This is a genomic window from Xanthomonas sontii, from assembly GCF_040529055.1.
Classification (GTDB): Bacteria; Pseudomonadota; Gammaproteobacteria; order Xanthomonadales; family Xanthomonadaceae; genus Xanthomonas_A; species Xanthomonas_A sontii.
In genome coordinates this window covers 2131478-2144788 of record NZ_CP132342.1, presented here as the reverse complement: position 1 = coordinate 2144788, position 13311 = coordinate 2131478, and the positions used below count along the sequence as shown (strand labels likewise).

Sequence of the window (13311 nt, the reverse complement as noted above, 5' to 3'; positions counted from 1 at the left end):
TCCTACGCTATCTTCCCTGCACATGAACGAAACCCGAAGCGCCCTGGTCGTCGACGACGAGCGCGACATCCGCGAGTTGCTGGTCCTGACCCTGGGCCGGATGGGGCTGCGCATCAGCACCGCCGCCAACCTCGCCGAAGCGCGCGAACTGCTGGCGAGCAATCCCTACGATCTGTGCATCACCGACATGCGCCTGCCCGACGGCAACGGCATCGAACTGGTCAGCGAGATCGCCAAGCATTACCCGCGCACGCCGGTGGCGATGATCACCGCCTTCGGCAGCATGGACCTGGCGGTGGAGGCGCTGAAGGCCGGCGCCTTCGACTTCGTCAGCAAGCCGGTGGACATCCAGGTGCTGCGCGGCCTGGTCAAGCATGCACTGGAACTCAACAGCGACAGCCGCGCCGCGCCGCCGCCGCCGGCCCCGGAACAGGCCAGCCGCCTGCTCGGCGCCTCGGCGGCGATGGACGCCCTGCGCAGCACCATCGCCAAGGTCGCGCGCAACCAGGCGCCGGTCTACATCCTCGGCGAATCCGGCGTGGGCAAGGAACTGGTCGCGCGCACCATCCACGAACAGGGCGCCCGCTCCGCCGGCCCCTTCGTCCCGGTGAACTGCGGCGCGATCCCGGCCGAACTGATGGAAAGCGAGTTCTTCGGCCACAAGAAGGGCAGCTTCACCGGCGCCCACGCCGACCAGGCCGGCCTGTTCCAGGCCGCGCACGGCGGCACCCTGTTCCTCGACGAGGTCGCCGAACTGCCGCTGCCGATGCAGGTCAAGCTGCTGCGCGCGATCCAGGAAAAATCGGTGCGCCCGGTCGGCGCCGCCACCGAGGTGCCGGTGGACGTGCGCATCCTCTCGGCCACCCACAAGGACCTGGCCGACCTGGTCGCCGAGGGCCGCTTCCGCCACGACCTGTACTACCGCATCAACGTGATCGAACTGCGCGTGCCGCCGCTGCGCGAGCGCGGCGGCGACCTGCCGCAACTGGCCGCGGCGATCCTGGCGCGGCTGGCCAAGAACCACGGCCGCCCCACCCCGCTGCTGTCGCCCTCCGCCCTGGACGCACTGAGCAGCTACGCCTTCCCCGGCAACGTGCGCGAACTGGAAAACATCCTCGAGCGCGCCCTGGCGATGGCCGAGGACGACCAGATCAGCGCCACCGACCTGCGCCTGCCGCAACCCGGCAACCACGCCCGCAGCGCCGCCGAAGCCGCCCCGGCCCTGCCGCGCGGCGTGGTCGACATCGACCCCAGCTCCTCCGCCCTGCCGTCCTACATCGAGCAACTCGAACGCGCCGCGATCCAGAAGGCGCTGGAAGAGAACCGCTGGAACAAGACCCGCACCGCCGCGCAACTGGGCATCACCTTTCGCGCGCTGCGCTACAAGCTGAAGAAGCTGGGGATGGAGTAGGAGGGCCGGGAATGGGGAATCGGAAAAGCCGCTCTCCTGGCTGCTCTTAGCCCTTCGCCCAATTGAGTGGGGTAATGCGATTGGGCGCAGCCGGCATTGTCCGCCCGCGCCAAGCGTCGAGAAGCCCGGGAACAAGGCTTGGACTACCGGGAGACCAACAGGGACGGGAGAGCCGCTTTTCCGATTCCCCACTCCCGATTCCCTATTCCCAGCTCCTCAATCCTTCGTCACCCGATTGATCTCGGCCAGGCTGGTGATGCCGTTGCGGGCCTTGAGCAGGGCCGACTGGCGCAGGTCCTTGACCCCGATCTTCTGCGCGGCGCTGGCGATGTCCATGGCGTTGCCGCCCTGCAGCACGATCGCCGCGATCTCGTCGTTCATCGGCATCACCTGATAGATGCCGGTGCGGCCCTTGTAGCCCTCGGTGCACTCGTCGCAGCCCACCGCCTCGTACAGTTGGACGCCGGCGGCGATCTCCGCCTCGGTGAAGCCTTCGGCCAGCAAGGCCTTTTCCGGCAACTGGACCGGACGCTTGCAGTTGTTGCACAGGCGCCGCGCCAGGCGCTGGGCGATGACCAGGGTCACCGAACTGGTGATGTTGTAGGGCGCGATGCCCATGTTCATCAGGCGCGCGATGGTCTGCGGCGCGTCGTTGGTGTGCAGGGTGGACAGCACCATGTGACCGGTCTGCGCGGCCTTGATCGCGATCTCGGCGGTCTCCAGGTCGCGGATTTCGCCGACCATGATGATGTCCGGATCCTGGCGCAGGAACGAGCGCAGCGCCGCCGCGAAGGTCATGCCGCGCTTGTTGTTCTGCTGCACCTGGTTGACCCCGGGCAGGCGGATTTCGACCGGATCCTCGGCGGTGGAGATGTTGCGGGTGTCGTCGTTGAGGATGCCCAGCGCGGTGTACAGCGACACCGTCTTGCCCGAGCCGGTGGGGCCGGTGACCAGGACCATGCCGTACGGCTTGTGGATCGCGTCCAGGAACAGCTTCTGCTGCTCCGGCTCGTAGCCGAGCTTGTCGATACCCAGCTTGGCCGCGCTGCCGTCCAGGATACGCAGCACGATCTTCTCGCCGAACAGCGTGGGCAGGGTGCTGACGCGGAAATCGATCTGCTTGTTCTTGGACAGATTGAGCTTGATGCGGCCGTCCTGCGGGATCCGCTTCTCGGCGATGTCCAGCTGCGCCATCACCTTCAGGCGCGCGGCGATGCGCTGGTTGAGCTTGACCGGCGCCTTGGCCACGCTCTTGAGCAGGCCATCGATGCGCAGGCGCACCCGGTAGTCGTCCTCGTAGGGCTCGAAGTGGATGTCGGACGCGCCGCGGCGGATCGCATCCACCAGCACCTTGTTCACGAACTTGACGACCGGGGTGTCCTCCCCCTTGGCGTCGATGCCGGTGTCGCCACCGCCGCCCATGTCCTCGTCGCCGCCGCCGACATCGAGGTTGTCCATGCCCTCGTCGTCGCCCAGCGCGCTGCCGAGGGAATCGTTGCTGGCCTGCCACTGCTCCAGGGTCCGGCGGATCTGGTCCTCGTCGACCAGGATCGGCTCCACCGTCAGATTGGTGTGGAACTTGATGTCGTCCAGCGCCCGGGTCTGGGTCGGGTTGCTGATGCCGACGAACAGGCGGCCACCGCGCTTGAACAGCGGCAGCACCTGGTACTTCTGCAGCAACTCCTCGCTGACCAGCTTCATCGCGTTCTGGCTGGCATCGAAGACCGAGACATCCATCAACGGCATGCCGAACTCCACCGCATTGGCGGCGGCCAGCTGCGCGGCGGTGACCAGCTTCTTCTCGGAGAACCACTGCGGCAGCGGCACCTTGGCCTCGCCCGCCTGGGCCATGGCAGTCCGCGCTGCGGCTTCGTCCAGCGCGCCGTCCTGCACGAGGCGGCGGGCGATCCCGGTGATGCCGACAAGGTTGGCCGATACAGCTACGTTCATATCCGAGTTCTCCGTGCCTGGCGGCAAAGATACTGCATATCCGGCAAGATGCCTCTAATGTTACCGCCTCGCCGGCATGAAGCCTGCGATGACCAGGACTAACATAGCGAGCGGGAAAGGGGACCGATCAGTGGACAGAATCAGCATTATTCTTCCAGCCAAGAACGAGGTCGCAGGATTGGCACGCACGCTGCCAAAGCTGCGCGACTGCCTACCGGAAGCGGAGGTCATCGTCGTCGATGACGGTTCCACCGATGCGACCGCCCAAGTTGCACGAGATCACGGCGCACGGGTACTTGGCAGCCCCTACTCCATGGGCAATGGCGCCGCAATCAAACGTGGTGCGCGCGCAGCAACCGGCGACATCCTGGTATTCATGGATGCGGATGGACAACACGACCCCCAAGACATCCCCAAGCTCCTGACGATGCTCGATGCGGGTTACGACATGGTCGTTGGGGCACGTGACCGTAGCGGGCAGGCCAGCATTCATCGCGGCTTCGCCAACCGTTTCTACAACTGGCTGGCGAGCCGCATGACAGGCTTCCAGGTCAAGGATCTCACCTCGGGCTTCCGTGCCGTCCGCGCAGAACGATTTCGCGAGTTCCTGCATCTGCTTCCCAACGGCTTCAGCTACCCCACCACAAGCACCATGGCCTTCTTCCGAAGCGCCTATCCCGTTGCATATGTCCCTATTCCGGTAGCAAAGCGCGTCGGGACGGGAAGCCATATCCGGCCATTGAAAGACGGCATCCGGTTCCTGCTCATTATCTTCAAGATCGCCACGCTGTACTCGCCACTGAAGTTGTTCGTTCCGGTCTCCGTCGCCTTCTTCGTCACTGGACTGGCTTACTACGGCTACACGTTCGCAACGATGCACCGCTTCACCAACATGAGCACGCTGCTGTTCAGCGCAGCAGTAATCGTTTTTCTGATCGGACTGATCTCAGAGCAAATCACCAATTTGACCTACCGCCGCGACCATTGACGCTCTCTCCAAAGCAGAAGCCATGATTTATTCGACATCGCTGGGCATTTTTGCCCCCGAAGCAGGATGGACCCCACCCATCCGCTATTTGCTCCGGAGAGCGAGAGTTCTCGATATCGTAAAGGACTTGCCGCGAGGAAATCTGTTGGAAGTGGGGTGCGGCGCTGGCGCCCTGCTATGTGACTTCGATCGGCTCGGATTTCAGACAACTGGGCTGGAGAGTTCAGAATCAGCACTTGCGATAGCGAGAACGATTGCGACACTCGATCAAGAACGACATACGATAGAAGAAAAGGCTGACGAAAGCTGGGCCGAAAAATTCACGGTCGTCTGCGCTTTCGACGTACTCGAGCACATCGAGCACGATGGTGCAGCCCTGGAGGAATGGAACCAATGGCTAGCCCCGGGTGGCACTATGGTCCTATCTGTACCAGCGCATCCCCAACGCTGGGGCGCCGGTGATGAATGGGCCGGCCATTGGCGCCGGTACGATCGCGTTGGCCTCACGCGCCTGCTCGAATCTCAGCAACTGGACTGTGTACATTTCGAATGCTACGGCTTCCCTGCCGCAAACCTGACCGAGTGGGTGGGGGAATTCAGCTATCGGAGAATGATCGAGGAGCGTGGCGATCTGTCAAAACTAGCAGCGACACACGCCAGCGGAATCGACCGACGCGATTATTCCCGCTTGGCCACGCTGATCACGTCGTTACCGGGACGCATCGGTTTGCACGCAGCAGTGGTGATGCAGTCGCTTGCGCGCAACACGGACTGGGGCAGCGGCTACCTGATCGCTGCTAGGAAGCGATGAAATCCTTCTGGCGCTGGACATCCAGACTACTAACGGCAGCGTTGGGACTCTATGTGTTGTGGTTTGCGGCCACAACTCTTGGCATTAAGCAAATCGGCGAAGCACTGGCGAACCGGGAGATTGTCATTGGCATCCTTGCCGCCACCACCTGCTATTGCCTGATCTATCCACTGACGGGCTTTGCGTGGAAGCAATTACTGGCAAGACAAAACCAAACATATCCAACAGTCCTGCTCATCAGAATTATCGGTTTGACCCAGTTGGCCAAATATGTACCCGGCAATATCTTTCAACATATATCGCGCGCCGCACTGGCTATGAGGGAAGGCGTCACCACTAAGAGCTATGTTGCAAGCGCCGGCCAAGAGGCGCTCCTCACGGTAGCCGCGAGCCTATGCGTGGGTACTGTCGCATTAGCGCTATCGCCAAGCGGCGTGCAGGCACTTGCCTCGCACGGCCACACCCGAACGCTCTACGCTCTTACGTGCGCAGCCTTTGTAGGTACAGCTCTGCTCTGTCTGGATCTGCGGGCGAGATCGCTTGAGCAAAGCAATCGATGGATACTCAGAATGCTTGGGAGGGCCGGAGGCTTACCAGGACCGACGACCGCGCTGACAGCCCTATCAGCCTACGCCGCCAACTTTCTCGCCGTCGGAGCGGGAATATGGCTGCTGTCCCAGAGTCTAGGAGCAGATGTTGACCTTGCCATGGCAACCGCGGCCTTCGCGCTTTCCTGGACACTTGGATTCCTTGCACCTGGCGCACCCGCAGGGTTAGGCGCACGCGAAGGCATCATGCTGCTGATCCTGGAGAACCAACACAATCAGGAAAAGATCGTGCTGCTTGTACTCCTGACTAGAGCCGCCAGCATCCTGGGAGATCTTCTTGTCTTCCTGCTTTCCCTAGCGACGAATCGCCCTTTACGCGCCGAGAACCGCATCCAGTGACATCTCCAGGCCCCCAAAGCGAAGGCGCCACATCAAACAACATGCATCGGAGACTTGTTGTCGGCGGTGTTGCGCTCCGGGGCAGCGGGTATCCCAACGCATGGAACACGCTGCGTATTCTTAGAGAAGCCGGCATAGACATCGTCGACTTGTGCAACTGGCTCCCCGAAGACTTCCATTTGTGGAAACTGACACGACTTCCACTCCCAAAGGCGGCGATCGCCCTTGGCAAGCTCGCGTTTCAGAACATGGCGTCGGCCATCAAGATCCTGCTGGTTACGCGGCGCAATGACCTGATCTACATTCCCTATCCTGGAGCCTTGCTGCTATGGATACTCTCCTGGATCCCGCAGCGCCTACGGGCGACATACCTATGCGACGCCTACATCACCATGTGGGACACGCTCTACCAGGATCGCGGATTAGGTGGAAAAGCGGAAGGATGGCTATCGCACCTGGTGCTGCGATTCGAATCACGCGCCTTGAGATGCGCCAACGGACTAATCGTTGATACCAACAAGAACGCCGATCATATAGCAGCGACGTTCGGCGTGGCACGGCACCGCATCCAGGCGATTCCGCTTGCCATGGAAGAGACAATCCCGCCGCGCCCTTTGGTCACCGGGATGCAAGCGCCACGCGCTACCAGGATCCTCTTCTTCGGGACGTTCGTCCCGTTGCAGGGCACGACCAAGATCGCACAGGCAATCGCACTCCTGCACGACCGGAGCGACATGGAATTCGTATTGATCGGGGATGGACAGGCCGCGCCGGAGGCGGAACCCTATCTGGCCCAACACCCAAACGTCACTTGGATACGCCGGTGGCTGCCAACCGAAGAGCTGGCGCGTCAAATCGAGGATTCCGACATATGTCTCGGCGTCTTTGGCGGCCCCGGGAAATCCGGGCGCGTGCTCCCCTTCAAAATCTACATCGCGCTGGCCGCCGGCAAGCCTATCATTACGCAACGGGATCATGGCTTACCAGATTCTACCCCCCCGATCCCGGCTTTTTTCACGTCTGCCATACCGGAAGAGATTGCCACAGGCCTTAAAACGCTGGTCGCCGATGGGGAGCTGCGTTCCTCGCTGGCGGGCGCCGGCCCAATCTACTACCAAAAACATCTCGGACCATCGCAAATTGTCAGGCGCTGGCAGCATCTGATGAGATATTGAACGCACACCAACCTGTAGCGACAAGCTAGCCCGCTAGCGGCGCCATCAAGCGCATGCTAGGGATTAGCCCGTCTCCTCCGCTCCCTAGCGCTTGACCAGGGCGCCATTTTTCCTAGCAATACACGGGGCGACGAGCCTCGCCTCTTCAATCCGCCCTTGTTCAACCAGCGACGCGACGAGACGCTCATCATAAGCGGAATCATGCTTTATCTGGATCGCGGCGCAGTATTCCCTTGCCGCCAGGCCGGGATCACGCAGTATCCGGCCGGCGTAATCGGCATACAGCAAATGCGCGTCCAGCAGTTCTGGCTGCCGACGCACATAGATCTCGCTTATCGTTTTCAAAAGCTGATCCGATACCGGTGTGCCATCCATGCGTTCACTATGCAACGCATAGAACGCACTGAATTCCTGCGGACCTAGCGGCCTGGCCTCGAACTTCCGGACAATCCTGGCTTGCCATTCTGGATTGACTGGCCTGCCGGCTTTCGCGTTGATCAATATCATGGCCTGCTCGGGCAATGGCGAAGAACGAGGCAGGATCGATGCCCTCGCCAGTTCTGCCATTGCCAACGTGTAGTTGATGGAATCGACCTCATCGCCAGAGCGCTCCATATAGATACTGGCCAACTCATAGGACGCTCGCGAGGAGTTCTTATTGTCGATCACCGCAGAGTTCGCAAAAAGCGCGGGGTTTCCCCACACCGAACTCCGCAAGAAGGTCGCAAAAGCAAGACCCGCGATACAGGCACCAATCAGAACGAATGCAACCATATGCATGCGGATGCTGACCAGCCACCGCACCAACTCAGTCGCTACCAACAATGGGCCAAGCAACGCAAGATAGTTTCGATGCTCAAACACGAGCTCCAGGGCCAAGGGCGCACTGGTGATGAGATGTGACGCGAAAAAAAATCCCACTCCCAGGCTCACCAGCGGCGCCTTTCGACGTGCCAGGATACCAATCGAGACCAATCCCCCCAAGAACACTAACCCTAGAAACGTCGTAATAGGCTGAAACATGCCGTGCGAAGGCGCGACATCGTCGTGATAGAACGTCAAGTTCCCCGGAGAAGGCCAGACCATCCAGTACATGTATTCGGGAAGAACACGAAACTGCGTCATCACCCGTTCCCACATAGTGAAATCGCGCATCGCGAACTGCCCGGAAATATGTGGCAGCAAGAAGCCAAAGAAAACCACAGCCCCCACAGCAAAGACCGAACCGTAGGCCACCTTTATGGCCTTCTGCAGACGGCGGTCTTGCGCACTAAACCGCATCAACGCCAATTCGATGACAAAGGCATAGACCGGCATCTGAGCGGCGTTTTCTTTGGATAAAACTCCCAGCACAAGGAATACGAAAGACAGCGCGAGCATGGCGCCACCGCGGACTCCAGCCATCTGCCGGGTGCGCGCCGAAACATATGCAATCAGCGACAAAAGAAGAAAGAAGTTCCCCAGCAACTCCATTCTTTGGACCACATAAAGAACGGAGGAGACTTGCAAAGGGTGCACGCCCCAGGCCAATGACACCAGAATACTGGCGATCGCTTGATTTCGATCGGACTCGGCCGGCCACGCAAGCGCGAAGAGACGACGCAGAAGTACCCCTACCAGCACGATGTTGAAAGCGTGCAGCAAAAGATTCCCTTCCTTGTAGGCTCCGGGATCCATACCGTGCATCCAATAGCCGAGCGCCAGACTCAAGGTCGCGATAGGTCGTCCAATTGGACCTCCATAGGCGTGCGCAGCCTCCCACAACCCATGGAGCGTGATGGCCTTGAGCATGATGGAGCCGTTTTCGACGACCGCCTGGTAATCGTCGAACAAGAACCCCCCCGACAGCCCTGGCACGAACACAACGCACCCCAAGACGGCGACCAAGCTCAGCAAGCAGAAGAAATGCAGGCGCTTCATCATGTAGCCCGAATCAAAATAGAGAACCCACTCAATCAGCCCTGCATTCCATCGGAATATATTTCTGCCGGGCCGAACTACTGCATACCCATCCACCTTCTGCCGCACGGTCCCAGCGCATTTCCTTATCCTGAATATCAGCTCCGCCATTCATCCTGCACACGATAGCATGCGTCACGCCCTCCGCTGGCGCGGCAACCATGATCGCATTGCAACGGACACTGCTCGCCTGAAGACTCACCCCCTGCGCACTATATTCATCCACTCCAGCGCCCCTCGCGACCAGCGATTCGTACGCAGCCTTCCCGATTGTAATTTCGCGCAAAGCAGCAACCGCCTGCGCTTTTGCCAGATAGTCCATGTAAATAGGTAAGGCGATGGCGGACAGGACCGCGATGATGGCCACAACGATCATCAACTCGATCAACGTAAAACCATGCACCGCACGTTGCTTCATACCCCCCCAATGCGCACTCATAGGTAGCCGTCACCAGTCATCCTAGAACCGCAGAGAAAAAAAAAGCCCCGATGTCCGGGGCTTTTTTTGTGCATCAGACGCGAATCAGCTGCAGCCGGTCGGCTTGTACTTGGCGTCGACCGACGAGCTGCAAGCCCAGGTGCCGGTGCTGGCAGTACGGGTCAGAGTGACCGTCTTATTGGCGATCTTCGCCGCATTGCCCTTCAGGGTGCAGGCAATCGTGGTGTCGGTCACGGCGATGGTGCAACGGGTCGTGCTCGAGGCCAAACCGATCTGGGCCGGCGTGCTGAGGGTGCTACCCTCGTTCTTCTTCACCTCGAACTGGGTCTTGCCCGGGGTGATTTCGGCCAGACCAGCGGTGGCCTGCGACTTGGCGACGTAGTCCTGATACATCGGCAGCGCGATGGCGGCCAGGATGGCGATGATCGCGACCACGATCATCAGTTCGATCAGGGTAAAGCCCTGCTGCTTCTTCATTGTGAACCCCTAGAGATGGAATGAGGTGGTGGTAGGCACTCGCCCGCGGATCATACTCCCCGAGCGCCGCGGCGAAGCGCCACGTGCGAGGTGATAGAAGCAGACGGCGTGCCAACTTCTCACGCCATCCGGCTCCATGCCTCGTGGCGCATCATGCCCTAGCGCGTAGGGCGAGAGGCAGATAAATCGACAATCTGCGACAGAATGAGCCATCTGCCAAATTTCGGCAAAAAGTGACGCTGAAGGTCACATCAGGGGACAGGGGGCCGTGTCGACGCGGCACCTACGGGTGTCAGACGCCCAGGAAACCGATACCATGCTTGGCATGTCCGCCCGGGGATGGCCGGACGGGGGAGACGACCTGATGTCCGCAACTCGCAGCGCAGTCAAGAAAGAGCCAGTCGCGCGCAATACCAGTCAACAGGTGCCCTTCGTCTGGGAGGGTACCGACAAGCGCGGCATCAAGATGAAGGGCGAGCAGATCGCCAAGAATGCCAACTTGTTGCGCGCAGAACTGCGCCGCCAGGGCATCACGCCATCGGTGGTCAAACCCAAACCCAAGCCTCTGTTTGGCGCAGCGGGTAAAAAGATCACCCCGAAGGACATCGCCTTCTTCAGCCGTCAGATGGCAACGATGATGAAGTCGGGCGTCCCGATCGTGGGCTCACTGGAAATCATCGCCAGCGGGCACAAGAACCCGCGGATGAAGAAGATGGTCGATCAGATCCGCACCGATATCGAGGGCGGCTCCTCACTCTATGAAGCGGTCAGCAAGCATCCAGTTCAGTTCGACGAGCTGTACCGCAACCTGGTCAAGGCCGGCGAAGGTGCCGGCGTACTCGAAACGGTGCTGGAGACGGTTGCCACCTACAAGGAGAACATCGAGGCCCTGAAGGGCAAGATCAAGAAGGCCTTGTTCTACCCGGCCATGGTGATGGCGGTTGCCCTGATCGTTACCTCGATCCTGCTGGTCTGGGTCGTACCGCAGTTCGAAGATGTATTCAAAGGCTTCGGTGCGGAACTGCCGGCCTTCACCCAGATGATCGTCGCGGCATCGCGCTTCATGGTGTCGTACTGGTGGATGCTGTTGCTCTTGCTAGTCGGCACCATCGGCGGCTTCATCTTCGCCTACAAACGTTCGCCTGCGATGCAGCATGGGATGGACCGACTGGTGCTCAAGGTGCCGATCATCGGCCAGATCATGCACAACAGCTCGGTCGCGCGTTTCTCGCGCACCTTGGCGGTGACCTTCCGCGCCGGTGTACCGCTGGTGGAGGCCCTGGACATCGTCGCAGGCGCCACCGGAAATAGCGTCTACGAGACGGCTGTACTGCGCATGCGTGACGATGTGGCGGTCGGCTATCCGGTCAATGTGGCGATGAAGCAGACCAATCTGTTTCCGCACATGGTCATCCAGATGACCGCGATCGGCGAAGAGGCCGGCGCGCTGGATGCCATGCTGTTCAAGGTCGCCGAGTACTTCGAGCAGGAAGTGAACAATGCGGTCGATGCCTTGAGCAGCCTGATCGAGCCGTTGATCATGGTGTTCATCGGCACCATCGTCGGCGGCATGGTCATCGGCATGTACCTGCCGATCTTCAAGCTGGCCTCCGTCGTTGGATAAGCATTAATGGCATTTCTCGATCAACACCCCGGCCTCGGCTTCCCGGCCGCGGCCGGGCTCGGCCTGCTGGTGGGCAGCTTCCTCAACGTGGTCATCCTGCGCATGCCCAGGCGCATGGAATGGCAGTGGAAGCGCGATTCGCGCGAGATCCTGGAGCTGCCGGACATCTACGATCCGCCGCCGCCCGGCATCGTGGTGGAGCCGTCGCACTGCCCGCACTGCAAGCACAAGCTGGCCTGGTTCGAAAACATCCCGCTGTTCAGCTGGCTGGCGCTGCGCGGCAAGTGCCGCTACTGCCATGCGCCGATCTCGCCGCAGTACCCGCTGGTGGAGCTGCTCACCAGCCTGCTGGTGGTTGCCAGCGTGTGGCGCTTCGGCTTCGGCTGGCAGGGCTTCGGCGCGATCGTGTTCAGTTGTTTCCTGGTGGCATTGTCCGGCATCGACCTGCGCACGCGCCTGCTGCCGGACCAGTTGACCCTGCCGCTGATGTGGCTCGGCCTGATCGGCAGCATGGACAACCTGTACATGCCGGCCAAACCCGCCCTGCTCGGCGCTGCGGTCGGCTACTTCTCGCTGTGGTCGGTGTGGTGGCTGTTCAAGCAGATCACCGGCAAGGAAGGCATGGGCCATGGCGATTTCAAGCTGCTGGCCGCGATCGGCGCCTGGTGCGGCCTGAAGGGCATCCTGCCGACCATCCTGATCTCCTCCTTGGTCGGTGCGATCCTCGGCTCGCTGTGGCTGGCGGCCAAGGGCCGCGACCGCGCCACGCCGATCCCGTTCGGCCCCTATCTGGCGATCGCCGGCTGGATCACCTTCTTCTGGGGCACGGAGATCGTGGAGACCTACATGCGCTGGTCGGGACTGCGCTGACGGAGCCCAAGGCTTGACTGATTTCGTCGTCGGCCTGACCGGAGGCGTGGCCTCCGGCAAGAGCGAACTGAGCCGCCGCTTCGAGGCCAAGGGCATCGCCGTCGCCGATGCCGACCTCGCCGCGCGTGCGGTGGTCGCGCCCGGCCACCCCGCCCTGGCAAAGATCGTGGCGCGGTTCGGGCCGCAGATCCTGCAGGACGATGGGCAACTCGACCGCGCCGCCTTGCGCCAGCGGATCTTCGAGGACGCAACGGCACGCCGCGACCTGGAAGCGATCACCCACCCGGCTATTCGCCGGTTGCTGCAGGAACAGTGCCGCGCGGCCGCCGGACCCTACGCGATCGCCGCCATCCCCTTGTTGACCGAGGTCGGTGCGCGCGCGCGCTATCCCTGGCTCGACCGGATCCTGGTGATCGACGCCCCCGAGGCGCTGCAACACGCCCGCCTGATGCAACGCGACGGCATCACCGCCGACCTGGCGCAGCGCATGCTGGCGGCCCAGGCCACCCGCGAAGAGCGTCTGGCCATCGCCGACGACGTGGTGGTCAACGACGGCGCCGCGACGGCACTGCAGGAAGCGGTGGAGAAGCTGGACACTCAGTACCGTGCGCTGGCTGCGGCCAAGGCGTCAGCGTCTTTGTAGATAGTCGCCTTTGTTCC

12 protein-coding genes are annotated in these 13311 nt (G+C 61.4%); 8 read left to right on the top strand and 4 right to left on the bottom strand.

What is annotated here, in order from left to right:
* Positions 1–22: 22 nt before the first annotated feature.
* Complete coding sequence (locus RAB70_RS09070; protein WP_148828468.1) at positions 23–1411, top strand: sigma-54 dependent transcriptional regulator; 1389 nt, start codon at positions 23–25, stop codon at positions 1409–1411.
* A 216-nt stretch (positions 1412–1627) separates the two neighbouring features.
* Here the strand turns inward: RAB70_RS09070 and pilB are convergent, their stop codons facing one another.
* The gene (pilB, locus tag RAB70_RS09065; protein WP_148828469.1) at positions 1628–3361 is read right to left on the bottom strand and encodes a type IV-A pilus assembly ATPase PilB; all 1734 of its coding nucleotides are present in this window, start codon (positions 3359–3361) and stop codon (positions 1628–1630) included.
* Positions 3362–3491: 130 nt separating this feature from the next.
* On the opposite strand from pilB, the gene RAB70_RS09060 reads away from it, so the two are divergent.
* The 4 genes from RAB70_RS09060 to RAB70_RS09045 are packed head-to-tail and all read left to right on the top strand — an operon-like array spanning position 3492 to position 7282.
* A complete protein-coding gene (locus tag RAB70_RS09060) occupies positions 3492–4349 on the top strand; it encodes a glycosyltransferase family 2 protein (protein ID WP_148828470.1) in 858 nt (285 codons plus the stop codon).
* A gap of 22 nt (positions 4350–4371) precedes the next feature.
* Positions 4372–5160: a bifunctional 2-polyprenyl-6-hydroxyphenol methylase/3-demethylubiquinol 3-O-methyltransferase UbiG gene (locus RAB70_RS09055; protein WP_148828471.1), complete on the top strand. Its 789-nt coding sequence runs from the start codon at positions 4372–4374 to the stop codon at positions 5158–5160.
* Entirely contained in the window at positions 5157–6107 is a 951-nt protein-coding gene (locus RAB70_RS09050) for a YbhN family protein (RefSeq protein WP_148828472.1), read from the top strand. Before RAB70_RS09055 ends, RAB70_RS09050 begins: the two co-directional genes overlap by 4 nt.
* 41 nt (positions 6108–6148) lie before the next feature.
* Positions 6149–7282, top strand: a complete 1134-nt coding sequence (locus tag RAB70_RS09045) for a glycosyltransferase (RefSeq protein ID WP_148828473.1) — start codon at positions 6149–6151, stop codon at positions 7280–7282.
* Between the two features lie 84 nt (positions 7283–7366).
* On the opposite strand, the gene RAB70_RS09040 is transcribed toward RAB70_RS09045, so the two are convergent.
* From RAB70_RS09040 to RAB70_RS09030, 3 genes are all read right to left on the bottom strand, one after another.
* Positions 7367–9205: a hypothetical protein gene (locus tag RAB70_RS09040; protein ID WP_148828474.1), complete on the bottom strand. Its 1839-nt coding sequence runs from the start codon at positions 9203–9205 to the stop codon at positions 7367–7369.
* Between the two features lie 28 nt (positions 9206–9233).
* Positions 9234–9659: a pilin gene (locus RAB70_RS09035; RefSeq protein WP_148828475.1), complete on the bottom strand. Its 426-nt coding sequence runs from the start codon at positions 9657–9659 to the stop codon at positions 9234–9236.
* Positions 9660–9764: 105 nt separating this feature from the next.
* The gene (locus RAB70_RS09030; protein WP_148828476.1) at positions 9765–10157 is read right to left on the bottom strand and encodes a pilin; all 393 of its coding nucleotides are present in this window, start codon (positions 10155–10157) and stop codon (positions 9765–9767) included.
* A gap of 364 nt (positions 10158–10521) precedes the next feature.
* On the opposite strand from RAB70_RS09030, the gene RAB70_RS09025 reads away from it, so the two are divergent.
* Genes RAB70_RS09025 through coaE form a run of 3 tightly spaced genes read left to right on the top strand, consistent with a single transcriptional unit; the run spans position 10522 to position 13294 of the window.
* Complete coding sequence (locus RAB70_RS09025) at positions 10522–11781, top strand: type II secretion system F family protein (RefSeq protein ID WP_148828512.1); 1260 nt, start codon at positions 10522–10524, stop codon at positions 11779–11781.
* A gap of 6 nt (positions 11782–11787) precedes the next feature.
* A complete protein-coding gene (locus tag RAB70_RS09020; RefSeq protein WP_017910397.1) occupies positions 11788–12651 on the top strand; it encodes an A24 family peptidase in 864 nt (287 codons plus the stop codon).
* A gap of 13 nt (positions 12652–12664) precedes the next feature.
* Entirely contained in the window at positions 12665–13294 is a 630-nt protein-coding gene (gene coaE, locus RAB70_RS09015) for a dephospho-CoA kinase (protein WP_148828477.1), read from the top strand.
* Positions 13295–13311 lie beyond the last annotated feature (17 nt).

Excerpts from the sequence above, each read along its gene's own strand:
- RAB70_RS09070 (WP_148828468.1), top strand. The coding sequence starts at position 23 with ATGAACGAAACCCGAAGCGCCCTGGTCGTCGACGACGAGCGCGACATC.
- pilB (WP_148828469.1), bottom strand. The coding sequence starts at position 3,361 with ATGAACGTAGCTGTATCGGCCAACCTTGTCGGCATCACCGGGATCGCC.
- RAB70_RS09055 (WP_148828471.1), top strand. The coding sequence starts at position 4,372 with ATGATTTATTCGACATCGCTGGGCATTTTTGCCCCCGAAGCAGGATGG.
- RAB70_RS09050 (WP_148828472.1), top strand. The coding sequence starts at position 5,157 with ATGAAATCCTTCTGGCGCTGGACATCCAGACTACTAACGGCAGCGTTG.
- RAB70_RS09045 (WP_148828473.1), top strand. The coding sequence starts at position 6,149 with ATGCATCGGAGACTTGTTGTCGGCGGTGTTGCGCTCCGGGGCAGCGGG.
- RAB70_RS09040 (WP_148828474.1), bottom strand. The coding sequence starts at position 9,205 with ATGATGAAGCGCCTGCATTTCTTCTGCTTGCTGAGCTTGGTCGCCGTC.
- RAB70_RS09035 (WP_148828475.1), bottom strand. The coding sequence starts at position 9,659 with ATGAAGCAACGTGCGGTGCATGGTTTTACGTTGATCGAGTTGATGATC.
- RAB70_RS09030 (WP_148828476.1), bottom strand. The coding sequence starts at position 10,157 with ATGAAGAAGCAGCAGGGCTTTACCCTGATCGAACTGATGATCGTGGTC.
- RAB70_RS09025 (WP_148828512.1), top strand. The coding sequence starts at position 10,522 with ATGTCCGCAACTCGCAGCGCAGTCAAGAAAGAGCCAGTCGCGCGCAAT.
- RAB70_RS09020 (WP_017910397.1), top strand. The coding sequence starts at position 11,788 with ATGGCATTTCTCGATCAACACCCCGGCCTCGGCTTCCCGGCCGCGGCC.